Source organism: Cyanobacteria bacterium QS_8_64_29, assembly GCA_003022125.1.
Lineage (GTDB): Bacteria > Cyanobacteriota > Cyanobacteriia > Cyanobacteriales > Rubidibacteraceae > QS-8-64-29.
Genome location: PXQH01000005.1, coordinates 13,912 through 35,362, shown reverse-complemented (window position 1 = coordinate 35,362; position 21,451 = coordinate 13,912). Strand labels below are relative to the sequence as shown.

Below are 21,451 nucleotides of genomic sequence, written 5' to 3'. Positions count from 1 at the left end.
GCGGCTGTTGCAATCTTAGCGAGCGCAAGCAGGAAGCGTCTCAGGCAGGCGCCGCAACAGCCTCCAAAAGGGCGTCGCCGCCAAAGCGCACGGCATCGGTACAGGGCAGTCCAGTCTCTTGACGGACGCGAGCAATGACCGCTCGAGCATCTGGCTCATCCAGCCCGCCCGTGTTGAGCGCGATCGCCTCCACAGCCACCGGGCCGAAGGTACCGGCAGCATTGGCCACCGCCTCATACAGGCGAATGACCTCTGGCAGTGGCGGGATAGCAACATCGGGCAAATTGTGCAGTACCTGCTGGCCGGCCCGATGGACCAGTACCAAACCCGTGGGTTGGCTGCCGCGCAGCAGCGGCAGCGTAGCCGTCGAGCCGGGGTGAATGAGCGCACCTTGCCCCTCAATCAGCAGTAGGGAACACTCGGGACCGAGCTCCAGGGCCGAGCGCTCGATCGCGCCCGCTGCGTAGTCCACGCGCACGGCATCCAGCGGTACGCCATCGCCAGCAATGGCCAGCCCCCCTTGACCGGTTGCCAAAAAGCGGACGTTGATGCCGCGTTCTTGAGCCGAGCGGCGCAGCTCCAGGCTGGCCGACATTTTGCCCACCGACATGTCCGTTCCCACCGTCAGGATGCGCTGGCAGGGCAGGGTTCGCGCCCGGCCGGTGCCAATACCCAATCCTGCGGGTTCTTGACGGATGTCCCAAATCCACTGCCCGGGTTGCAGGGTGCCGCCGGGCAGGCGCTCGGCCAGCGGTGCAAGCGGGGTGTGCAGGCCGTTGACGACGGACAGACCGGCTGCAACGCCGGCTTCCAGCTCCTGCCACCATGCCTGGGGTAAGGCCCCACCGGGCGGTGCAATGCCGATCAGCAGGACCTGGGGCGCGTGCGGCAGTGCTGCTTCTAAGGAGGCCACGATGGGCGCGTTGCAGGCAATTCCGGTTAGCGCCGGGAGGGATTCGCCCGCGCAGTCAGCATCTATAACCGCAACAACCGGCGAGCTGCCGTAGCGCAAAAACGTCAAGCCCGTTTTGCCGCGATTGCCGCGAATGCCGCCGTGCAGGAAGATCGCGACCCGATGCTCAGCCGTCAGGCGCACGGTAGGTGACTCCCAGTCCAGCCCGCTCGTTGGGCAACAAGCGGCCCGCCTGCAGCACCGCGCCGGCAAACGGGTCATTCACCAGATTCAAGTGGCTGTCCAAATCTAGATAATCGGCAAGCGGCGATAGCTGCGCCATGGCCGTGTTTGCAAGGACGCTATCGGCGTAGCAGCCGTACATGACCTGCAGGCCGCAAGCCCTTGCAGTGTGGACCATGCGAACAACCTCTGTTAACCCCCCTGCCTTCATGAGCTTGATGTTGATGCCGCTAACGCGATCGGCTAGCAGCGGTACATCGCGGCTGGTGCGGCAGCTTTCGTCGGCAAACAGCGGCAGTGGCGAGCGAGCGCTCAGCTCGGCCAGCGCGGTTTCGTCGCCCACTGCCAACGGTTGTTCCACGTACTCGACGCCGCGCTCGGCCAGCCAATCGCACATGGCAATGGCATCGGACAGCTGCCAGCCGCCGTTGGCATCCACGTAGAGCTCGGCTTGGGGGGCTGATTGTTGCGCAGCCAGCAGGCGCTCGCGATCGGCGACAATGCCGTCCGGATGGCCCAATTTGAGCTTGAGGCGGCGGAGCGTCAGCTGCTGCTGCCAGGCCGCAATGCGCTGCTGGATGCCGGCGATCACGCGATCGCCCACCGTGACGGAGGTAGGTGGAATTCGCTCGCGCTCCAGCCCCCCAAGCCGCCATAGCGGCTGTTGCACCCGCTGGCCCAGCCAGTCGTGAAGGGCCGTATCGATCGCGGCGCGGACTGCCGTTGCGGTCTCGCGCTCGGCCAGCAGGGCAGCGATCGCTTGCCGCTGCTCGGGATGGTAGGCCTGCAAGCGCGGCGCTAGGGCTTCGCACTCGGCCACCAACTCCTCGATCCCAGGCTCCCCATGCCCGGTGGAAAACGGCGATGCCTCACCCCATCCCGCAAGGCCATCTTGCGCCAGGCTCACCCAGAGGTTGGTGGTGCGATCGCTGGTTCCGCGGGCGATGGTGAGTGCAAACCGCTTGTGTGCGGCAAACGTTTGCCAGGCAAGCTCCATGCTGGGTTTGTCTAGGATGGGCAACGGAGAGCGCCGACTCCACCGAATTGGGTGATGGTAAGGCCGCGCAAGTGGAAAACCCTGGACTCGCAATGGGCGCTCGATAGGCGCTGGTGCCGCGTCCGCCAGGACAAAGTCGAGCTGCCCAACGGGCACATCATTGACGAGTACTTTGTTAACGTCAAACCCGAGATAGCGGTAGTGCTGCCATTAACGCTGGCGCAAGAGGTCATCTTGGTGCGGCAGTACCGCCATGGGGTGGGCGAGAATGTTTGGGAGCTACCGGCTGGCATTCTGCAATCCCCCGCCGAGAGCAGCCAAGCCGCAGCCGAGCGAGAGCTTGCCGAAGAAACCGGCTACCGCGCGCGCACCCTGACTAAATTGGCGGCCCTCTACAACAACCCCAGCAAGGACACAAACTGCATCCACGTTTTTTTGGCCGAGGGCGCCATTCCAGTTGAGTCCCCCCAGCCCGATATCACCGAAGAAATCGAGGTGGGCGTGGTGCCGCTGCAGGCCGTCCGCGAGCGCATCCGAGCGGGCGAGCTCTGCGCCGCCGTTACCCTTGCCGCACTGTTTGTGGGCCTGGACTGGCTGGGGCAACGAGATGCTGCCTAAAGATCGACTTTTGCCCGCTGCGGTAAACTCGGGGAGGAGCGACGCACCAGCGGAGTTCAACCATCACCAACACGCTCATTAGCATTGTTTTGGCTGCAACCGTTGGGGGGACTTCAGGTGCGCTCGGCGGTTATTGGCTGTCCCGGCGGCAGCTGGCACAACAGCAAAAACGGCTCGAGCGAGCGCACCAGGCCGAAATCGAGCGGTTGCAGCAGCAACATCAAGCGCATCTCAACGAAGCAACGCAAGCCCTCAAGGCCGAAAACGAGGCGCAAATCGCCCAACTCAAGCACGATTACGACGCCCAACTCCAAGCTAAAGACGAACGCATTGCCGAGCGCGATGCCCAGCTCCAGGCGCTGAATTCCGCTTCGGAGGAGGCTGATTCCCAAGAGCCCTCACCGTTTCCTTCCCCAGAAGAACTCTCGGCCGCGACGGCTCCCAACGCATCCGAGCTCGATCAGGACTGGGCCGAGTTCGAATCGCTATTTAGCGATCTGGCCGAGGAGGCCATGGGGACAGGGGACAGCGAATCCCTGCAAACCTGGGTCGATCCTGAGGTAGAGGCAACCGACAGCGATCGCGACTGGCAGCAGTTGGGACTGGAGGAGTTGGGTAGCTCCGATAGCAGCGGTGCAAGCGACGAGCGCGGCAACCGCTCCGAATCAGGGCCGACGGCGTAGGCTTGGTGGCGCCCTCAGCCAGCGAACGGCTCCGAGCGGGCGTAGCCTAGCGAAATTTCGCCCGGCCTGTACCAAACCTCACTGGGCGCATCCGGGTTAGCAAGGCGGACGCGCAAGCGCCCATCAAGGGTTACGCCGACAATGGTTCCCGGCGTCTCGCCAATCGCGACCGAGCGTCCCTGATGGCTGAGGAAGCGATGGTAGCCCTGCAATAGGGAGGCCATGCCCTGGGCCCGGTACGTTGCCCATCCCGAGAGGACGCCACTGGCAACAGTGGCAGCCAGCTGCTCCCGGTTGCGGATGGCCGGGGCTGCTTGCGCTTGCAAGACCGATTGCAAGTTAATTCCGGTTGGCGGGACGGGGTTGATCCAGTTGATGCCCACGCCAACGACGGCCTGCACGATCTGATGCCCCCGCACGCGGGTCTCGGTTTTAATGCCGCCTAGCTTGCGATCGCGGATGGCCAAGTCGTTGGGCCACTTGAGCTGGACGGGCACGTTGCAGTCGTGCAGCGCCCGGGCGATCCCCCAAGCACTGCAGAGCGTCAGTTGCAAGCTGCAATCTGCTGGGATTTGCGGGGTCAGCGTGATCGATAGGTAAAGGCCGCCGGGCGGCGAGTGCCAGCGCCGCCCCCATTGGCCCCGGCCAGCCGTTTGGCGGCGCGCTACAATGGCAACTGGCGGCGCTTCTCCCCAATCGAGCAGCTGCCAAAGGGTGCAGTTGGTCGAGGGCAGCGTGCCGTAGGCACGTACGGTGAGCCCGGTGCTGGCCTGCGGGTTGAGAGCGGCGTAAGCGCGATGGAACTCAGCAACATCCAAGGCGGACAGCCGTCAATAGGGATGCGCCCTAAGCTAGCATGAGGCAGCTTGGGGCTTGGCCGGCTCGGTCGTGATGGCAGCGAGGTAAGGATCGTGGTTTCGACTTCACCGACGCCACAGCAACCGGCACTGGATGCCGGCTGGCAGTGGCATTGGGTCGATGGCCGTCCCTACTTACAGTGCGAGCTGCTGCACCCCTTCGCCCACGGCTTTTTTACCCGATCTTTCCATCCGCAATCCCCCACCGATTTGTCGGCCGTGCTGGCGCCGCAAGCGCGCGCCTATCGCACCCGGCAAGTCCACGGCAACCGAGTCATGACGGCTGCCGAGCTCGACGCTGCCGGAGCGCCTGGCAGCGAGGCCGATGGGGAGCCGCTGGAAGCCGACGGCACGCTCGCCACGCAACCGCAGCAAGCGGTCTGGGTGGCCACTGCCGATTGCACGCCCGCCCTGATTGCAGATGCCGCCACCGGGCGAGCTGCTGCCGTCCATGCCGGTTGGCGCGGCACAGCACAGCGAATCTTGCCTGAAGCGATCGCGCGCCTGACGGCAACGGGCAGCCAGCTAAGCGATCTGCGCGTGGCGTTGGGTCCCGCCATTGCCGGCGAGTTCTATCAGGTCTCGAGCCCGGTTGCTGCGCGGGTGGGTGCCAGCCTGCTCCCGTCGCAGCCCAGCGACGATCCTGATGCCATCCTGTCAGCGCTGCAGTCGCTACCTGACTCGCCGCTTCTGCCGGATGCGCAACCAGGGCGAGCTCGCCTCGATGTCGCGCGGGCCAATCGCTTGCAGCTCGAGGCCATGGGCCTGAGCCCGACCCAGATCGCGATCACGCCCTACTGCACCTACCAGCAGCCGGCGTACTTTTTCTCCTACCGCCGCTGCCGGGCCAAGAAAGTGCAGTGGTCTGGCATTGTCAGTGCCGTTAGAGCCGATGAGCGGATTCGAACCGCTGACCAACCGATTACGAATCGGACGCTCTACCGCTGAGCTACACCGGCTTAACCGCCCAGGCATCTTAACGCAGACAGTTTCCTCGCGGGGATTTCGCCTCGTCAGCCACCATGCCTGAGTCCCAGCGCCATCGCAATGCGCTCGATCCGACCCAGCGCGAGCGCCTCAAAGCCGAAGCTAAAGCGCCCTATCGGGGGCTGCGCAAGGTTATTTATGGGGTCGTGGGGGCCTCGGGCAGCATTGGCGCCGCCATCTTCCTAACGCAGCTACTAGCTGGGCGCGGTAGCGATTCGATCCTGGCCGATCTGGCGCTCCAGCTGGGAGCGATCGGGGCAGCAGTGGGGCTTTTCCAGCTCGAGCGGCGGCTCGAGCGCAAGCGCTAGCCTGCCGCCGGCTCGCCCTCGACCTCTGCTTCGATCGCTTCGCCTTCGGCCGGTTCGCCATCACCAGAGCGGGTGGGCAGCATGGTTCCCATATCGAGCTGCTCCCGCACGGTCGCCTCAATCTGGTGCGCCAGTTCGGGGTTGTCGTCTAGGTACTTGACGGCGTTGTCCCGTCCCTGGGCGATGTTCTCGCCGTTGTAGCTGTACCATGCCCCTTTGCGCACGATGGTGTTGGTGTGCTCGGCCAAATCGAGCAGGCATCCGGTTTGCGAAATACCGCTGCTGAAGATGATGTCGAACTCGGCAATGCGGAATGGGGGCGCCACCTTGTTTTTGGCTACTTTGACTTTGGCGCGAATGCCGTACTCGCCGCCGCTACCTTTTTTGAGCGTTTGGATGCGGCGGATGTCCAGCCGCACTGAGGTGTAGAACTTGAGCGCGTTGCCACCGGTTGTGGTTTCGGGATTGCCGTAGGTGACGCCAATTTTTTGGCGCAGTTGGTTCAAAAAGATTACCGTGCAGCCCGAGCGGCCGATGTTGCCAGCAATTTTGCGTAGGGCTTTGCTCATCAACCGGGCTTGCAATCCCACCTGCGTATCGCCCATCTCGCCCTCGATCTCGGCGCGCGGAACCAAAGCCGCCACCGAATCGACAACCACAATATCGACCGCCGAGGAACGAACGAGCTGATCGACGATCTCGAGGGCTGACTCGCCCGTATCGGGCTGCGAGACCAGCAGATTCTCGACATCCACATCCAGATCGCCAGCGTAGGTAGGATCGAGGGCATGCTCGGCATCGACAAAAGCGGCAACGCCACCGCTTTTTTGCACTTCGCCGACGGCATGGAGCGCCAGCGTTGTCTTGCCCGAGCTCTCGGGACCGTAGATCTCGATGATGCGCCCTTTGGGAATGCCACCGCCCAACGCCAGATCGAGCGTCAGCGCGCCGCTGGGAATGGTCTCGGCCTTGATGCGAGCGGCATCGCCCAAGCGCATGATCGAGCCCTTGCCAAAGTTGCGCTCAATCTGATCGAGCACTAAGTTGAGAGCTTTATCTTTATCCGTGTTGTGGCTATCGGCGTTGTGGGAGCGGTTTGCAGCGGGCGCCATCGCGGTCTCGAATTAAACGGCTAGCAGCTTGCCCGTCCATCCTAACGGTCCCAACGACAGCCCGAGCGGGAGGCGCTCGCATCCCTCGGTCACCGCCGCTATGGCAGAATCAAAAGACACTTTTACTCGCCAAGCACCATGCCAGCCACCCCCAAGCGAAGGTTCTCTGCCAGCAGCTTTCCCCGCCGCCTGCGATTGCTCTACGGCGCGCTTCCGGTTCTAGGAGGCGGACTGGCGCTGCTGGGCGGGTGCTCGGCGCCACTAGGGCTGTCCTCCCCTTCGCAACAGCAACAGCAGGCTCAAGGCAACCAGCAGCCTCCTTCCCCCGCCGAGGTCCGTTCGAATTTTGTCACCGAGGTTGCCAACCAAGCCTCCCCGGCTGTCGTGCAGATCAACACGGCCAAGACGGTCAAAACCGAAGTCCCTGAGGTATTCGAGAACCCCTTTTTCCGGCGATTTTTTGGTGATGAGGTACCCGTCCCGCGGGAAAAGGTTAAGCGTGGGATGGGCTCGGGGTTCGTGCTCGATTCCAACGGGCGGATCCTGACCAACGCCCACGTTGTTAGCAATGCCGATAAGGTGATGGTGACCTTCAAAGACGGTCGCACCCTAGACGGTCAGGTGTTGGGTGCCGATCCGCTCACCGATGTGGCTGTTGTCAAGGTGAATGCCAATGACTTGCCTACCCTGGAGATGGGCGATTCCCAAAGCGTGCAACCGGGGCAATGGGCGATCGCTATCGGCAATCCCTTCGGCCTGGAAGAGAGTGTAACGCTAGGCGTGATTAGCGCTACCGGTCGCTCGAGCTCCGAAATTGGCGTGCCCGACAAGCGCGTCAACTTCCTGCAGACCGATGCCCCCATCAACCCCGGCAACTCGGGGGGACCGTTGCTCAACGCGCGCGGCGAGGTAGTAGGCATCAACACGGCCATCCTGGGCAAGGGGCAGGGCTTAGGGTTTGCCGTTCCTATTAATGCCGCCCAACAAGTCGCCCAGGAAATCATCGAAACCGGCGAGGTGCAATACCCCTATGTGGGCATTCGCATGGTGACCCTGACCCCTGAGGTCAAGCAGCGCTTGAACCAAGATCCGCGGCGCGATCTCAACATCCAGGCTGAGGAAGGCGTTTTAGTTGTAGAGGTCATGCAGGGCTCGCCTGCGGCCCAAGCGGGCCTCCAGCCCGGCGACATTATCCAAAGCGTTGGCAGCCAAACGGTCACCGAGTCGAGCCAAGTGCAAAAAATTGTCGAGTCCCGCGAAATTGGCAGCCAGCTCTCAATGAGAGTGCAGCGCAACGGCCAGAGTGAGACAATTTCGGTCCAGCTCGAGAAGCTGCCGGTCAAGTCGCTAAAGCGCCAGCAGCAGCGGCGGCGCCGCTAAAAATCGATCTCGACGGCTACGGCATCCAAAAATTTGTTGAAGGCAGCGAAAACCTCCATGACGCCTAAGGCCTCGACGATCTCGGCTTCAGTAGCACCCGCATCCTGAGCCTTGCGGAACGCGTCGCCCGGCATGTCGTTGGGCGCACTGTTGGCCCATCGGGCCAAGCGAATGAGGGTAACAGCCTTGTCGCCGTACCCTGTCGCTTCAAAGCGCTCCTGGTAAAGCGCTTCAATCTCAGCCTCTGAGACACGTAGGGCTTTGAGGGCTTGGGTATGAGCGCGGATGCAGTATTGGCAGCCGTTGTCCTTGGAGACCAGCAGCGCAATGCTTTCTTTGAGCGGGCGCGGCAGCTGGCCGCCCGTCATGATGCCCTTGACCTTTTCCCAATTGGCCTTGAGCAACGGTGGGTGGTGGGCGGCCGTTTTGAAGAGGTTGGGTACCATCCCATACGCCTGCTGGATCTCGTCGTAGACGGCTTGCAGCTCGGGCGAGACGCGATCGCGCGGTAGCGGTTGCAGGTAGGCCATCGGCGACCTCCAACTTGGCCAATAGACGGTCTCAGTTGCTCTGGAGCTGCCGCATGATAGCGCCAACGCGCTCCTTAAAGGCCGGATCGGATTCGTACTTGCGGTTCAGCCGGTTGACTTCCGATACGGTCAAATCGTGCTGGCGCACGATTTGGCGCGATCGCTTGCAGTAGGAGCGGGCAGTCTTGCGCACCTCGGGCGACAGCTGGCTCAAGCTCTCCGAGCGGTGGCAGGCAATGTTGGGAACGGCACCTGCCCCCATACGCTGCTCGACTTTCTGATAGGTCCGCTGCCGGAGCCGCTCGATTTTGAGCATGGCTTGCGCGTACTGCCGCACTTTGCCCTGCGAGACATCCGACTGCGCTTGGGCGCGCAGGTCTAGCGTAGGACGGTTGTCCCACTCGGGAACGATGCCAGTAAGGACCCCGGCGGCAGCCAGCCCCAGGGCAACAGGTACGCTAGCGAGCGTGCGCGGCAAGGGTAGTAAGCGAGCGTGTTTGACCGACATGAGCGCCTAACGATACAGAGGTTACCAAGAAACGCCTCATGGGACGCTTCCGGTAGTATTGAAGCCTAGCAATTTGGGAAAGTTCCTAGGTCCTAGCAGCAGGTGCCTCGGCCCCGCACGTGCGGCAAACCTCGACGGCCTTGGCCGGCAGGACGGTTTGCGGATCGGCGCCGCGCTTGAGCTCGGTTTCTAGCGCCAGCAGCAGCGGTAGGCTGGCTGACAGCTGCTGCGATGAGAGTGCTTGCACCTCCTGGCGCAAAAAGTAAGCCCGTTTGGGGTTGCCCACCTCAGCAGCTGTTGCAATGGCGCGATCGTCGCGCTCACCTTGCTCCAGGAGGAGCTTGACCTGGAGCCAACGGCGAAACTGACCGGTTAGGGTTGCCGCAATCCTGAGCGCGGGTTCCTCGCGCGCGAGCAACGCCTCGATGAGCGCCAGTGCTTGAGCTGCGTCGCCTTGGCGCAAGGCAGTCGCTAGCTGCAAGCTGTTTTGGGTCGTTGGTGCCACCAGGGCTGTCACATCAGCTGCTTCTAGCGGGCGCTCGAGCGTCTCGCCATAAAGCTGCAATTTGTGGAGCTCACTCCAGAGCTGTCGGGTTTGGTTACCAACGGACTGGGCCAGGCAATCGGCAGCATTGGCACTCAAGGTCATCCCCATTTGCCGGGCAAACTGCTGCGCTCGCTGCGCGATCGCCTCGGTTTTCCAAGGTGGGATGGCAACGAACTGGCGGAGCTGGGCGTACTGCTCCAGCAGCTTGGTGGTTCGCAGGCGCCGGTCGGGTTTGTCGGTGGCAGTCAGTACCAGGTGCGTGCTCTCGGGAATCTGCGGAAGCGCGTGCTCCAGCTCGGTAAGGACAGCTTGCGAGCATTGCCGGCCGAGTTGGGCATTGGCAATCCAGACAACGCGAGCGCCGGTGCCAAACGCTGGAGTCAACGCCTGGTTGAGGCCCTCGATGATGGCGTCTCCAGCCAGGCGGTGGTTGTTAAACGCGGCCCATCCCGGATCGAGCACCGAATCGCGCAGCTGCTCGGCGGCGCGATCGCGCGCGAACTCGTCATCCCCCCAGAACCAGTACACCGGCATGGCAAGGGTCGCAGGCGGAGCCGGTTCTCATTCTACGTTAGGCTATGCGAGCCCGCGATATCGCCCGGATGGGGCCGTGAGCGAACTGGACCATCCCATTCTCAAACAAAGTTTTGCCATTATCGATCGCGAGGTGGACGCGACCGAGCTCGATTGGGCTCAGTACGCCATCGCCCGCCGCGCGATCCACGCGACAGCCGATTTTGAGTTCCTGCAGTTGCTGCGCTTTGGCGACGGCGCGATTGCGGCCGGCCTAGCCGCTTTGCGCTGGGGTGCCCCCATCATTACCGACGCGAGCATGCTCGAGCGCGCGATTGCGCCCACCGTTCGCCAAACGTTTCAAAACCCGCTTGCCAATGCCCTGGAGCAGGCCCCCGACACTGAATCCGGCCGAACGCGGGCAGCAGCGGGGATGGAGCGCTGCCTCGCTCAACATCCGAGCGGAATTTATGCCATTGGCAGCGCACCGACGGCCTTAATGGAACTGTGCGAGCGAATTTCGGCCAGTGAGGCGCACCCGGCACTGGTTGTCGGCGTCCCCGTGGGCTTTGTCTCGGTCGTCGAGGCCAAGCATGCGCTGGCGCAAGCGAGGGTTCCCCAAATTCGGGTCGAGGGGCGTAAGGGCGGCTCGCCCGTCGCGGCGGCGATCCTGAATGCGCTGCTGGGCCTGGCTTGGGAGCAACAACGAGCGGAGACCCCAGCGAGCGGGCATGGCTGAGTTGCACTGTCCCCCAGGCGCGGGCATCGACACTATCGGCATGGGATTGGATGGCGTTGCAGGGCTGAGCGTTGAGGCGCGGCGCCATCTCGAGGCTGCCACCGTATTGCTGGGCCCCGAGCGTCACTTGCGCTGTTTGCCCCAACACCCGGCTCGCCGCTTGGTCTTTAGCGATCCCACGCGCGCGCTCCCCGAGTTGCGCGCCGCGCTTGCGGCGGGCGAGCGCGTAGCTGTCTTGACCTCGGGGGATCCGCTTTTTTTTGGCTTGGGCCGGGTGCTATTGGCCCAATTTCCGCCGGATTGCCTGAGCTTTCACCCGCACCTGTCAGCCGTGCAGTTGGCTTTCAATCGGCTCAAGGTGCCCTGGCACGACGCCTGCACGGTCAGCGCCCACGGCCGCACTGCGACTGAGCTGCAGCACGCCCTGCAGCGCGGTGAGGCCAAAATTGCCGTTTTGACCGATCCCAACCATTCCCCGGCAGCGATCGCGCGCCTTTATCGGGCGCTGGATCTGCCGCATACGTACCGCTTCTGGGTCTGCGAAAACCTGGGCGGTTCGCAAGAGCGCGTCGCCGCCTTCTCGCCGGAGGCGCTGCAAGCCCAGGCCTTCGATCCGCTCAACGTCGTCGTGCTGCTGCGCCAGGAACCAGCGACCGGCGGCGACGACCTCGCCAAGCTGCCGCAACTGGGCCTCCCCGACCGGGCGTTTGCTAGCTTTGCCGACCGCCCGGGCCTGATGACCAAGCGCGAGGTCCGCATCCTGGCCCTAGGCGAGCTGGCCTTGCACCCCGGGCAAACGGTTTGGGATATCGGGGCCGGAACGGGGGCTGTGGCGATCGAAATCGCCCGGGCCTTCCCCGGCTGCCAAGTCTACGCGATCGAGCGCAGTGCAGCAGGCCAATCCCTGATCGAGCAAAACTGCCAGCGCTTGCAAGCCGATCGCGTCATGCCCGTTTGGGGCACGGCCCCAGATGCCTTGGCGTCCCTACCAGCCCCCGACCGGGTATTTGTGGGCGGCAGCGGTGGCAACATTGCCGGCATTCTTGAGGCTTGCAGTGCCCGCCTTACTGCCGATGGGATCGTGGTGGGCGCGTTTGCCACCTTGGAGCACCTGCACGCCAGCCTCGATTGGTTGGCGCAGGCGGGCTGGTCCTACCGACTGCTGCAAGCGCAACTCGCTCGCTCGGTTCCCATCGGCCGCGGCAACCGCCTCTCGCCACTCAATCCTGTCACCATGGTCGTTGCCAGCCGCCATTGCCCGGCAGTGCTTTAGCGGCCAGCCAACTTTTAAGCCTCGACCGAGTCGTCGGCACCGTCTTCATTGTCTTGACCGAGGCGCCTGAGCCGAATGTTTTTCGACCCCAGCTTGACTTCAAATTCGTCGCCAGGCTGGAGGCCCATGGCCTCGGTATAGGTGGATCCAATGACGATTTGGCCGTTTTTGTGAACGCTGACGCGATACGTGGGTTCCCGGCCGCGCCCGTCGCCGCTACCCTCCGGGCTCACCGGAACGCCTTTTGCAGCTAGCAGCGCATTATAAAACTCGGTCAGATTGGCGCGCTCGCTGCCGTCTCGCTCCACCTTGTAATAGCCGCAGGCTTTGGCCGTTTCCCGCCGCGGCAGATGGGAGAGTTCTTGGACTCTCTGCAGTAGTTGTTTTCCAGTCAAGGGTGTTGTATCGGTTGGGCTCATGTTGGTTCGTCCTAATAACGCTGTCGTTGCCCCTTATGGGAACCATCGTTCTATAAAAAATATATCGTTTGATGCGACCCATTTAACAATAACCGTCCGACAACTACTATCTCTCCCTTTAAAAGCAACGCTACTTACCGGGTTTGCGCCACATCACCCGACCGCTGGGTTGCCAAGCGCCATCGCGATAGGCTCATACCAATTCTCGTGGCTTGTGCACTAGATTGCGATCTCCGAAATTCCCTCAATATGGGAATCATGCGCTTTAGCAAGCGTGCATCCGCTGCTCAAATTGGTATCACTCGATGCTAGCTTGGGAAAGCTCGGACACCCCCGTTCCCATCCGTTATGACACCATCCGATAACCAAGCCGAGACGGAAGCCACCGAAGGGGCAGCCCAACAACAGTCAGCCGATGATGCTAGGGAGCTGATTCCCCACCTAGAAGAGCCAGCCTGGGGATGGACCCGCTATGCCGAGCGGATCAACGGGCGCTTTGCCATGCTGGGGTTTGTTGCCCTGCTGGCCATCGAACTCGCAACCGGCCAAGGCTTGCTGGCGTGGCTCGAGCTGCGCTAGCGCACCCCACTTGCCAGCTCGCTCTACTCAGTATTCCGATGGTCCTAAATCCAGGCCGCTATCGCGGCTATCGTCCCCATCGGAACTGTCAACTGGGCGGTAGTCGACGTAATCTTCCCGAGCCGAGCGGCGGCTGGGCGACGCCGGTCTAGCCGCTCGCTTGCTACTGGTGGAGGCAGTTCCGCGGCCGGTTGGGCGGGGCGTGGGGCGAGCGGCTGGCGATTGCGAGCGGGACAGGCGCTCGCTGCGCCGCGGGCGTTCGCGTTCGTCGGGGGCTGCCGTCCGCGGTTCGCGCTCGAAGGCTTCCCTATCACGCTTGCCACCAGCCGGACTACTGGCGCGCGAGGATGCTTTGGGGGAGCGCTCGGAGGACGTTGGGCGGCGATTGGCCTCGCGCCGCGGACGGGGCGAGCGGGACTCGGGCGCCTCGTGCTGGCGTCGCGCCGCCGAGGAACGGGGCTCGCGGGGCTCCCGCGTGCCGCGCAAGCGGCGGTCGATTGGCTCGGGGTCGTCAGCTTCTGGGGGCTCGAGTTCCTCTTCCTCGTCATCCAGCTCAGCGCGATAGACGCGGCTGGTCGGCCGGTCGTCATCCACAATTGGGGTATTGCGCCGGGCTTGCTCGGTCGTAGCGCTGCGCAGGCGGATGGTCTCAACGCCAAAGGCGACCGCAACCCCCGTTAGCAAAAACTGCCCGAATTGCAGGATGGGATCGAGCCGCCAGCCTTGAAAGATCAAAATGAGACCGCAGAGCAGGCTGATGGCCGCAAAGACAATGTCTTGATCGCGCGATAGCGTCGGGCGGACCGAGCGCAAAAAGTAGAGGCCCGCTCCGGCAACCACCAACCCAATACCCAAGATGCCGGCTGAGTTGATGGCAGTGTTAACTTGCCCTAGAAAAACGGCTGAATTTAGCCCCAGATCGACCATTGCGCTTTCTCAGCTCCTCCCGCTCCGTTAGCGTGCCGGTGGTGGCTGCCAACCCCATTCGGCCAAGCAGTTCCAGTATAGTTCCCCGGTGCCAACCGGGCGAATGCCGTTGAGCGACTGCGTACTGACATTGGGCCGCTCGCTTGCCCAAGCGTGCAGCCAACCCATGGTCTCAACTTAGGAGCGCTCGATCTTGTCTTTCTGGCTGATCCAGATCAGCGCGACTGTAATGGGAACGACGACAACGACCACACCGGCAATCAAGCTATAGAAAAAGTTCATCAGAGACGGTGTCATGGCGCTTGCCCTTAAACTCGCTACCCTTCTAATTCTAAAAGCTTGCCGCCAGCCTAGGCCAAACGCACCCAATCGGGCGCACCAGCCTGGCTGCTGCCGCTAGAATGCAGCCATAGCACGACAAGCAATTGGTTCATCGCAACCCCTCAGTATGGATCTGGCAGCCCTCGCCGTCCTGTTACTCAACCTCGCTTTGGGGGGAGCAGCGTTTTTATTCGTCGTGCGGATCGTTTTGACGTGGTACCCGCAGCTCGATCTCAACCGCTTTCCTTACAACCTGGTCGCTTGGCCTACCGAGCCTTTTTTAGCCCCCACGCGCCGGCTCGTTCCGCCGCTGGGTGGCGTCGATATTACTCCCATTATCTGGGTGGGAGCTATTACGTTGCTGCGGGAGCTGCTGCTGGGCCAGCAGGGGGTGCTTCGCCTGTTGCTCGCTAGCGGCTAGCCACCCAAGTGCCGCTCGATGAAATCGGTGCACGCTTCACCATGGGCAAACGTGGGCGTCTCTAGAATCTGTTGGTGAACGCCGATGGTGGTGGGGACGCCGGTAATGGCGCACTGCCTGAGCGCGCGCTGCATGCGGCGGATGGCGGCTTCCCGGTTAGGGCCCCAAACGATCAGCTTGCCCAGCAGCGAGTCGTAGTAGGGCGGGATGTCGTAGCCCGTATAAATGTGCGAGTCCATGCGCACTCCCGGCCCGCCTGGGGGGAGGTAACCGCTGATATGACCGGGGTGCGGCCGAAAATCCCGTTCGGGATCCTCGGCATTGAGGCGGCATTCAATGGCGTGTCCTTGCAGGACCACTTGGTCCTGGCTGAGCTGCAGCTTCTCGCCCTGGGCCAAGCGGATTTGCTCGGCCACCAGATCGATGCCGGCAATGGCCTCGGTGACCGGATGTTCCACCTGGATGCGGGTATTCATCTCGATAAAGTAAAAGTTGCCATCCCCATCCACTAGAAACTCGACTGTCCCAGCCCCCACGTACGCAATGGACTGGGCGGCGCGTACGGCAGCCGTCCCCATTTGTTCGCGCAGCGCATGGGTCACAAACGGACTGGGGGCCTCCTCGAGCAGTTTTTGGTGCCGCCGCTGGATGGAGCAATCCCGCTCGCCTAGGTGGATGGCGTTGCCATGCCGATCGGCCACGATCTGAATTTCGATGTGGCGGGGCCGCTCGAGCAACTTCTCCAGATAGAGGCCAGCGTTGCCAAAAGCCGCTTCCGATTCGCCCTGCGCCGATTGGAACGCCGCGGCGAGCTCAGATTCCTGGCGCACGACACGCATGCCGCGGCCGCCTCCGCCGGCCGTTGCTTTGAGCACGACCGGATAGCCGATTTCGCTGGCTAGGGACCGCGCCTGGGCCTCGTCGGCCAGCAGCCCTTCGCTACCCGGAACGGTGGGAACGCCGGCCCGCACCATCGTGTCTTTGGCTGTGGATTTATCCCCCATGGCCTGGATGGCTTCCGGCGAGGGACCAATAAAGGTGATGCGGTGGTCGGCGCAAATTTCGGCAAAACGGGCGTTCTCCGATAGAAAACCGTAGCCAGGATGCACGGCTGTGGCATTGTGAGTGAGAGCCGCCGCCATCAAACTGGGGGCATTCAAATAGCTTTTGTCGCTGGGCGGCGGACCAATGCAGACGCTTTCATCGGCCAGTTGGACGGGCAGAGCGTTCCGATCAGCGCTGGAGTGCGCGGCAACGGTCTCTAGCCCCATCTCTTCGCAACTGTGCAGGATGCGCAGCGCGATTTCGCCCCGGTTGGCAATGAGAACTTTGGAAAACGGCATTGCGGGCAGGTGCGGCTCGCCCTCTTAGGCGCGGATTGAGGCGGGGATGGCATTTGCGACCCCTTATCTTACCAAGCGAGCGGAAAGCCACCTCGAGCGAGCCCACCGGCAGCTCCCGACTGCCCCCTTAAAATGAATCCAGTCTAGTCCTCCGATTTGGCCGTGCGCAACGCGCAAACGCAAGCCAATTCCCCCAGCAGCACGCAAGCCGATCGCGGTTGGGGGCGCGAGCTTGGCAACCTCTTGCAAGGCATCTCAGGCGTTTTTTTGTTCGGCATCCCGCTGCTGTATACCGTTGAGGTGTGGTGGATCGGCTCGGCGGTCCGACCGAGCTGGATGCTGGCTGCGCTGGCAGTTGCGTTGGCCGTTATCTTTTTGCTCAACCAGAGTGAAGGCTTTCGCGGCCGCAGCGACATCCGCTCGCTGGATGCCCTGCTGGAGAGCATCGAGGCCCTGGCTATCGGCATGGCGTGCTCGGGGCTGGCGCTGGGGTTGCTGGGGCGCATCACGCTGGCAACGCCGCTGACCGAAGCCCTGGGCAAGCTCATCTTTGAAGTCATCCCGTTTGCCATTGGGGTTGCCCTGGCGCGCTCGACGTTTCTGGGGCGACGCGATCGCATGCCCCGGCGCCAAACCCGAGCGAACCGGACGGCACGCCCCAGCTGGGGCACGGTGCTGGCCCGGCTCGATGCCACCCTGATCGGCGCCCTAATCGTGGGCTTCAACATTGCTCCCACCGAGGAGGTGCCGCTGCTGGCCACCTCCTTGCCGCCGCTGCAGCTGCTGGCGGTCGTGGCGGCCTCGCTGCTGGTGTCCTACGGCATCGTGTTTGCCTCGGGCTGGGGCGATCGCGACGGCGGCTGGCGCCAGGCGGCTAGCGAGACGCTGGTGGGCTACGTGGCCTGCCTGCTCGTCTCGGCCCTGATGTTGGGCTTTTTCCAGCAGCTGAGCTGGGCCGATCCGTGGCAGGAGTGGCTGAGCGAAACGCTACTGTTAGGGTTGCCGGCGGCCGTTGGCGGGGCTGCCGGTCGTCTGGCCATATGACCCCGACCGAGCCCCAGCAAACGGACCGGCGGACGGCCGCCGAGTGGGTGACCCTGGCTGTATCGAGCCTGCTTGTGGCAGGGTTAATTGCGCTGGTGATCTACGACTGGGTCGTTGCGGAGCGGCAACCACCCATCCTGCAAGCGACTCCCCACGCCAGCGTGCCCGTGCGGGAGGTTTACTACCAGCCCTTTACGGTTGCCAACCTGGGCGGGAGCGTTGCCACTGCCGTCCAAGTGGTTGCCGAGCTGCAGCTGCCCGGCGAAGCCAGCGAGCAAGGCGAGCAGGAAGTCGATTTTTTGGCCGGGGGCGAGCGCAAGCAGGGCGTATTCATCTTCAATCGCGACCCCGAGCAGGGCAATCTGACCTTGCGCGTGGCAGGCTACAAGCTGCCCTACAGCAATGCCGCCCGGCAGTTTGAGGGGGCGGATCGCCGCGAGTAGGGAAGGCGCATGTCCCCAAGCGAAAGCGAGACCCCAACGTCCCAGCACCGCATTGCCGTTACTGGCAAGCGACAGCGCCTCGACCGGTGGCTGTGCCAGCACTTTCCGGCCGTTCCGCGCAGCCGCCTGCTCAAGCTATTGCGCAAGGGCCAAATTCGGGTTGGCGAGCGCCGCGCCTCCCCGCAAACCCGCGTGGCAGCCGGCGATACGGTCGCCGTTCCAGCGCTGCTGCAAGAGCAGTACTGGCCGGCCGAGCAAGCGCAGCAAAGCGGCGACCCCCAAGCCCTGCACGCGGCCATCCTCCACCGCGAGGTCGAGCTGCTAGCGCTCAACAAGCCGGCCGGCTTGGCCGTTCAAGGCGGCAAGACCCTTGATCGCCATCTAGCAGCCCAACTACCGGCCTTGCAAGGCAGCGATCCCAAGCCGCCGCGGTTGGTCCACCGCTTGGACAAAGCCACCTCGGGGGTATTGCTGCTCGCCCGCACTGCCGGCATGGCGGATTGGTTGATCCGTGCTTTCCAACAGCGTCGCGTGGCCAAGACCTATTGGGCGCTGGTCTATCCCACGCCCGAGCCGCGCCGCGGGACCATTCGAGCACCGCTGGCCAAAGGCCCGGCGGGCAAAATGCAGGTCGCGCCGCGAGACGGCGATGCAGCGGTGACGCACTACCGCGTGTTGAGCGCTACGCCCCAGGGGCGCGCTTGGGTAGAGCTTCAGCCCACCACCGGCCGCACCCATCAGTTGCGGGTTCACTTGGCGCACGCGGGGACCCCAGTCATCGGCGATCGCAAATACGGCGACCCGGCCGTAGCCGCCCCGCAGCTGATGTTCCACGCGCGCCAGATCGCCTGGCCCCAGCGCGATCGCGATGCCTGGCAGACCGTGACCGCGCCGCCCCCCGAACCCTTCGAGCGCTGGCTCGCGCCACTGCGAGCGGAAGACACTGCCCGGGCGCGCTAGCCGATCACCTGCGCCTCGCGCTCCGCCTCGGCAACCGTCAGGCGCGCTTGCGGCAGCGAATCCGGGTTGAGGCTAATGGAATCGATCCCGGCCTCGACCAAAAAGCGGGCGAACTCGGGGTAGTCGCTGGGGGCCTGGCCGCAGAGCCCGATCTTGCAGCCCCGGGCTTTGGCCCCCTCGATGGCCATGCGCACCAGGTGCTTGACCCCTTCGCTGCGCTCGTCAAACAGCGAGGCCACCAGGGCCGAGTCGCGATCGAGGCCCAGCACGAGCTGGGTTAGGTCGTTGGAACCGATGGAGAAACCGTCAAAGATCCGGCCGAACTCGGCGGCCATGAGGACGTTATTGGGCAGCTCCACCATGACATAGACTTGCAGGCCGTTCTCCCCTTGCTGCAGGCCGTTGGCGGCCATCTCGGCCAGAACGCGCTCGCCTTCTTCGGGGGTGCGGCAAAACGGCACCATGGGAATGACGTTAGTCAGGCCCATTTCCTCGCGGACCTGCTTGAGGGCACGGCACTCCAGGGCAAAGGCTTCCCGGTATTGCGGATCGCAGTAGCGTGCGGCCCCGCGCCAGCCCAGCATGGGGTTGGCCTCGTGGGGCTCGAATTGGGAGCCGCCCAGCAGGTGGGCGTACTCGTTGGTTTTGAAATCCGAGAGCCGCACGATGGCCGGTTGGGGATAAACTGACGCGGCAATGGTGGCAATGCCGCGCGCCAGCCCATCGACAAAAAACTGGGGCTTGTCGTCGTAGTGCTGGGTGAGCCGCGCGATCTCGGCCTTGGCGTCGCGGTCGGTCAGCGCGTCAAAATGCAGCAGCGCCAGCGGATGCGCCTGGATGTGGTTGGCAATGATGAACTCCAGGCGCGCCAGGCCAATGCCATCGCAAGGCAGCGCTGCCAGCGAAAAGGCCCGGTCCGGATTGGCCACGTTCATCATGAGCTCGGTGCGCAGCTGCGGCAGCTCGTCCAGCGGCATGCGCTCCACCTCGTAGGGGATGCGCCCGGCATAGACTTTGCCCGCTTCGCCCTCGGCGCAGGAGACCGTCACCTCGCGCTCGCTGGCAATGGCCTGGGTGCCATTGCCAGTGCCCACAATGGCCGGAATGCCGCGTTCCCGGGCCACGATGGCGGCATGGCAAGTTCGCCCGCCGCGATCAGTGACGATGGCGCTGGCCTGCTTCATGATGGGCTCCCAATCCGGGTCGGTGCCTTCGGCAACCAGCACCTCGCCCGGCTGGAACAGGTGAATCTTGCCCGGATCGCGCATCACGCGGGCGCGACCCTGGCCGATGGCCGAGCCGATGCTGCGGCCGCTGGCCAGGACCTCCCCATCAGCCTGCAACCGGTAAGCAGTGAGGGCATTGGGATCGCGCTGCGACTGCACGGTCTCGGGGCGGGCCTGAACGACGAACAGCTCTCCCGTCCGGGCATCTTGGGCCCATTCGATATCCATGGGCGTGCCGTAGTGGCGCTCGATGGCAACCGCCCAGCGGGCCAACTGCAAGATTTCGCCATCGCCCAAGCAAAAGCGCTCGCGCTCGGCATCGGGAACGCGCACTTGGCGCGTGGTTTGGGAGCCGCCCGCGTCGTAGACTAGCTTGAGCGCTTTTTGGCCCAGGCGCTTGTCCAGAATGGGTTGGTAGCCCCGCTCCAGGGTGGGCTTAAAAACCAGGTACTCGTCGGGATTGACGGCCCCTTGCACCACGGTCTCGCCCAACCCATAGGCAGCCGTAATCAGCACAGCGTCGGGAAAACCGGTCTCGGTGTCGATGGAGAACATCACCCCCGAGCTGGCCCCATCGGCGCGCACCATTTTCTGCACGCCCACCGACAGCGCCACATCGAGCTGGTCGAAGCCGCCCTGCTGGCGGTAGGAAATGGCGCGATCGCTAAACAGCGAGGCAAAGCACTTGTGGCAGGCTTCCAGCACCGCTCGCTCGCCCCGCACGTTGAGAAACGTCTCCTGCTGGCCGGCAAAGCTGGCTTCGGGCAAGTCTTCGGCAGTGGCACTGGAGCGCACGGCCACATCGGTATCCTCGCCGTAGCGCTCGCAAAGCTGCCGGTAAGCCGCCGCGATCACGCGCCGCAGCTCGGGCAGTAGCGGCGAGTCCAGAATCAGCGCTCTCGCCTGGCGCCCGCGCGCGCGCAGCTCGTCGACATCGTTGGCATCCAGATCGGCCAGCAACCGGCGCAGCGGCTGCGCCAATCCGGCCTGGGCCATCCAGTGCCGGTAGGCCTCAGCCGTGGTAGCAAACCCTTCGGGGACGCGCACGCCGCTGGCCCCAAGCTGCTGCAGCAGCTCGCCCAGCGAGGCGTTTTTGCCCCCCACGCGGGCGAGGTCCGGCTTGCCGAGCTGGGCCAGCCACAGGATAAAGGGGGACTGCTCGGGCATGGTGGGCTCCAAAACGCGGCTAGCGCTCGTCGGCCAGCACTTGCGAGAAGGCAAATCCGGGGGCTGCCAGGACGAACAACGTCATTGGCAACCCGGCCGTTTTGGCCTGCAGCTGTTCGTAGTATTGCGCGAAATGGCCATCGGGCGCTGCCATGCCCAAAAACACCAAATCGGCGCTGCTCGAGGATTCGGTCAGGATGGCCTCAAACGGCCGTTCGTTGGCAACCAACACCTGAGACACGGCGCTAACGCGCAGCTTGGCGATCAGGCGCTCCAGGTTGGTCTGGGCTGCCTGGGCGGCAGCATCGCTGCCGACGACGAGCTTGAGATAGATTGTGGCGTAGCGCCAGTCAATGTCGGTGCGCAGCAGGTAAGCCAGCAGCAGCATCAAGCTGCCGTTGGCTTGCATGCCGC

Annotated in this window: 23 protein-coding genes, 1 tRNA gene and 2 pseudogenes (1 of these 26 cut by a window edge); 12 read left to right on the top strand and 14 right to left on the bottom strand. The window is 63.6% G+C overall.

The features are described 5' to 3' along the window. Positions 1-40: 40 nt before the first annotated feature. Both BRC58_01705 and BRC58_01700 read right to left on the bottom strand, forming a co-directional pair. Positions 41-1,096 carry a DUF1611 domain-containing protein gene (locus BRC58_01705; protein PSP19182.1) on the bottom strand — a complete coding sequence of 352 codons (1,056 nt, stop codon included), beginning with the start codon at positions 1,094-1,096 and terminating at the stop codon, positions 41-43. Beyond that, a complete protein-coding gene (locus BRC58_01700) occupies positions 1,080-2,132 on the bottom strand; it encodes a dipeptide epimerase (GenBank protein PSP19196.1) in 1,053 nt (350 codons plus the stop codon). The genes BRC58_01705 and BRC58_01700 overlap by 17 nt, the downstream gene beginning before the upstream one ends. Positions 2,133-2,186: 54 nt before the next feature. Between BRC58_01700 and BRC58_01695 the strand changes: the two genes are divergently transcribed. Continuing rightward, positions 2,187-2,750: an NUDIX hydrolase gene (locus BRC58_01695; protein ID PSP19181.1), complete on the top strand. Its 564-nt coding sequence runs from the start codon at positions 2,187-2,189 to the stop codon at positions 2,748-2,750. Between the two features lie 206 nt (positions 2,751-2,956). Beyond that, positions 2,957-3,433 carry a hypothetical protein gene (locus BRC58_01690; protein PSP19180.1) on the top strand — a complete coding sequence of 159 codons (477 nt, stop codon included), beginning with the start codon at positions 2,957-2,959 and terminating at the stop codon, positions 3,431-3,433. A gap of 14 nt (positions 3,434-3,447) precedes the next feature. Here BRC58_01690 and BRC58_01685 read toward each other — a convergent pair whose 3' ends face one another. After that, entirely contained in the window at positions 3,448-4,260 is an 813-nt protein-coding gene (locus BRC58_01685) for a biotin--[acetyl-CoA-carboxylase] ligase (protein ID PSP19179.1), read from the bottom strand. A 120-nt stretch (positions 4,261-4,380) separates the two neighbouring features. On the opposite strand from BRC58_01685, the pseudogene pgeF reads away from it, so the two are divergent. Further along, positions 4,381-5,169: pseudogene (gene pgeF, locus BRC58_01680) on the top strand (peptidoglycan editing factor PgeF). A gap of 5 nt (positions 5,170-5,174) precedes the next feature. Here the strand turns inward: pgeF and BRC58_01675 are convergent. Continuing rightward, a tRNA-Thr gene (locus BRC58_01675) sits at positions 5,175-5,249 on the bottom strand. Between the two features lie 63 nt (positions 5,250-5,312). On the opposite strand from BRC58_01675, the gene BRC58_01670 reads away from it, so the two are divergent. Next, the gene (locus BRC58_01670) at positions 5,313-5,585 is read left to right on the top strand and encodes a DUF3493 domain-containing protein (protein ID PSP19178.1); all 273 of its coding nucleotides are present in this window, start codon (positions 5,313-5,315) and stop codon (positions 5,583-5,585) included. On the opposite strand, the gene recA is transcribed toward BRC58_01670, so the two are convergent. Next, positions 5,582-6,697 (bottom strand): recombinase RecA, encoded by a 1,116-nt coding sequence (recA, locus tag BRC58_01665; protein PSP19177.1) that lies wholly within the window; start codon positions 6,695-6,697, stop codon positions 5,582-5,584. The two genes, BRC58_01670 and recA, sit on opposite strands and share 4 nt — an antisense overlap. 138 nt (positions 6,698-6,835) lie before the next feature. On the opposite strand from recA, the gene BRC58_01660 reads away from it, so the two are divergent. Beyond that, entirely contained in the window at positions 6,836-8,077 is a 1,242-nt protein-coding gene (locus BRC58_01660; protein PSP19176.1) for a peptidase S1, read from the top strand. Here the strand turns inward: BRC58_01660 and BRC58_01655 are convergent. The 3 genes from BRC58_01655 to holA all read right to left on the bottom strand — a co-directional run bounded on the left by BRC58_01655 (position 8,074) and on the right by holA (position 10,196). After that, entirely contained in the window at positions 8,074-8,607 is a 534-nt protein-coding gene (locus tag BRC58_01655; GenBank protein ID PSP19175.1) for a peroxidase, read from the bottom strand. The genes BRC58_01660 and BRC58_01655 overlap by 4 nt on opposite strands. Positions 8,608-8,638: 31 nt before the next feature. Then, positions 8,639-9,115, bottom strand: a complete 477-nt coding sequence (locus tag BRC58_01650) for a hypothetical protein (GenBank protein PSP19174.1) — start codon at positions 9,113-9,115, stop codon at positions 8,639-8,641. 85 nt (positions 9,116-9,200) lie between these two features. Next, positions 9,201-10,196 carry a DNA polymerase III subunit delta gene (holA, locus tag BRC58_01645; GenBank protein PSP19173.1) on the bottom strand — a complete coding sequence of 332 codons (996 nt, stop codon included), beginning with the start codon at positions 10,194-10,196 and terminating at the stop codon, positions 9,201-9,203. Here holA and BRC58_01640 point away from each other — a divergent pair. After that, a complete protein-coding gene (locus tag BRC58_01640) occupies positions 10,195-10,914 on the top strand; it encodes a cobalt-precorrin-8X methylmutase (protein PSP19172.1) in 720 nt (239 codons plus the stop codon). The two genes, holA and BRC58_01640, sit on opposite strands and share 2 nt — an antisense overlap. Then, positions 10,907-12,187, top strand: coding sequence for a cobalamin biosynthesis bifunctional protein CbiET (locus BRC58_01635; GenBank protein PSP19171.1), 1,281 nt, complete (start codon positions 10,907-10,909; stop codon positions 12,185-12,187). The genes BRC58_01640 and BRC58_01635 overlap by 8 nt, the downstream gene beginning before the upstream one ends. A gap of 14 nt (positions 12,188-12,201) precedes the next feature. On the opposite strand, the gene BRC58_01630 is transcribed toward BRC58_01635, so the two are convergent. Further along, positions 12,202-12,606, bottom strand: a complete 405-nt coding sequence (locus BRC58_01630; GenBank protein ID PSP19170.1) for an AbrB family transcriptional regulator — start codon at positions 12,604-12,606, stop codon at positions 12,202-12,204. A gap of 348 nt (positions 12,607-12,954) precedes the next feature. Between BRC58_01630 and BRC58_01625 the strand changes: the two genes are divergently transcribed. Further along, on the top strand, positions 12,955-13,185 hold the full coding sequence (locus BRC58_01625) for a chlorophyll A-B-binding protein (GenBank protein ID PSP19169.1): 231 nt from the start codon (positions 12,955-12,957) through the stop codon (positions 13,183-13,185). Between the two features lie 27 nt (positions 13,186-13,212). On the opposite strand, the gene BRC58_01620 is transcribed toward BRC58_01625, so the two are convergent. Together BRC58_01620 and BRC58_01615 are read right to left on the bottom strand one after the other, a co-directional pair. Next, entirely contained in the window at positions 13,213-14,112 is a 900-nt protein-coding gene (locus tag BRC58_01620) for a hypothetical protein (GenBank protein ID PSP19168.1), read from the bottom strand. Between the two features lie 177 nt (positions 14,113-14,289). Further along, a complete protein-coding gene (locus BRC58_01615) occupies positions 14,290-14,409 on the bottom strand; it encodes a Photosystem II reaction center X protein (protein ID PSP19167.1) in 120 nt (39 codons plus the stop codon). Positions 14,410-14,560: 151 nt separating this feature from the next. On the opposite strand from BRC58_01615, the gene BRC58_01610 reads away from it, so the two are divergent. Continuing rightward, complete coding sequence (locus tag BRC58_01610) at positions 14,561-14,854, top strand: hypothetical protein (GenBank protein ID PSP19166.1); 294 nt, start codon at positions 14,561-14,563, stop codon at positions 14,852-14,854. Here the strand turns inward: BRC58_01610 and accC are convergent. Continuing rightward, positions 14,851-16,197 carry an acetyl-CoA carboxylase biotin carboxylase subunit gene (accC, locus tag BRC58_01605; protein ID PSP19165.1) on the bottom strand — a complete coding sequence of 449 codons (1,347 nt, stop codon included), beginning with the start codon at positions 16,195-16,197 and terminating at the stop codon, positions 14,851-14,853. The genes BRC58_01610 and accC overlap by 4 nt on opposite strands. Positions 16,198-16,359: 162 nt before the next feature. Between accC and BRC58_01600 the strand changes: the two genes are divergently transcribed. From BRC58_01600 to BRC58_01590, 3 genes are read left to right on the top strand one after another with little or no spacing between them, the layout of a single operon-like run. Further along, complete coding sequence (locus BRC58_01600) at positions 16,360-17,241, top strand: TIGR02587 family membrane protein (protein PSP19195.1); 882 nt, start codon at positions 16,360-16,362, stop codon at positions 17,239-17,241. Further along, positions 17,238-17,684: a TIGR02588 family protein gene (locus tag BRC58_01595; protein PSP19164.1), complete on the top strand. Its 447-nt coding sequence runs from the start codon at positions 17,238-17,240 to the stop codon at positions 17,682-17,684. The genes BRC58_01600 and BRC58_01595 overlap by 4 nt, the downstream gene beginning before the upstream one ends. Before the next feature lie 9 nt (positions 17,685-17,693). Beyond that, positions 17,694-18,644, top strand: coding sequence for an RluA family pseudouridine synthase (locus BRC58_01590; protein PSP19163.1), 951 nt, complete (start codon positions 17,694-17,696; stop codon positions 18,642-18,644). Here BRC58_01590 and BRC58_01585 read toward each other — a convergent pair. After that, complete coding sequence (locus tag BRC58_01585; GenBank protein PSP19194.1) at positions 18,641-21,037, bottom strand: phosphoenolpyruvate synthase; 2,397 nt, start codon at positions 21,035-21,037, stop codon at positions 18,641-18,643. The genes BRC58_01590 and BRC58_01585 overlap by 4 nt on opposite strands. 19 nt (positions 21,038-21,056) lie before the next feature. Next, a pseudogene (locus BRC58_01580) lies at positions 21,057-21,451 on the bottom strand (Na-K-Cl cotransporter) (it continues 1,601 nt past the right edge of the window).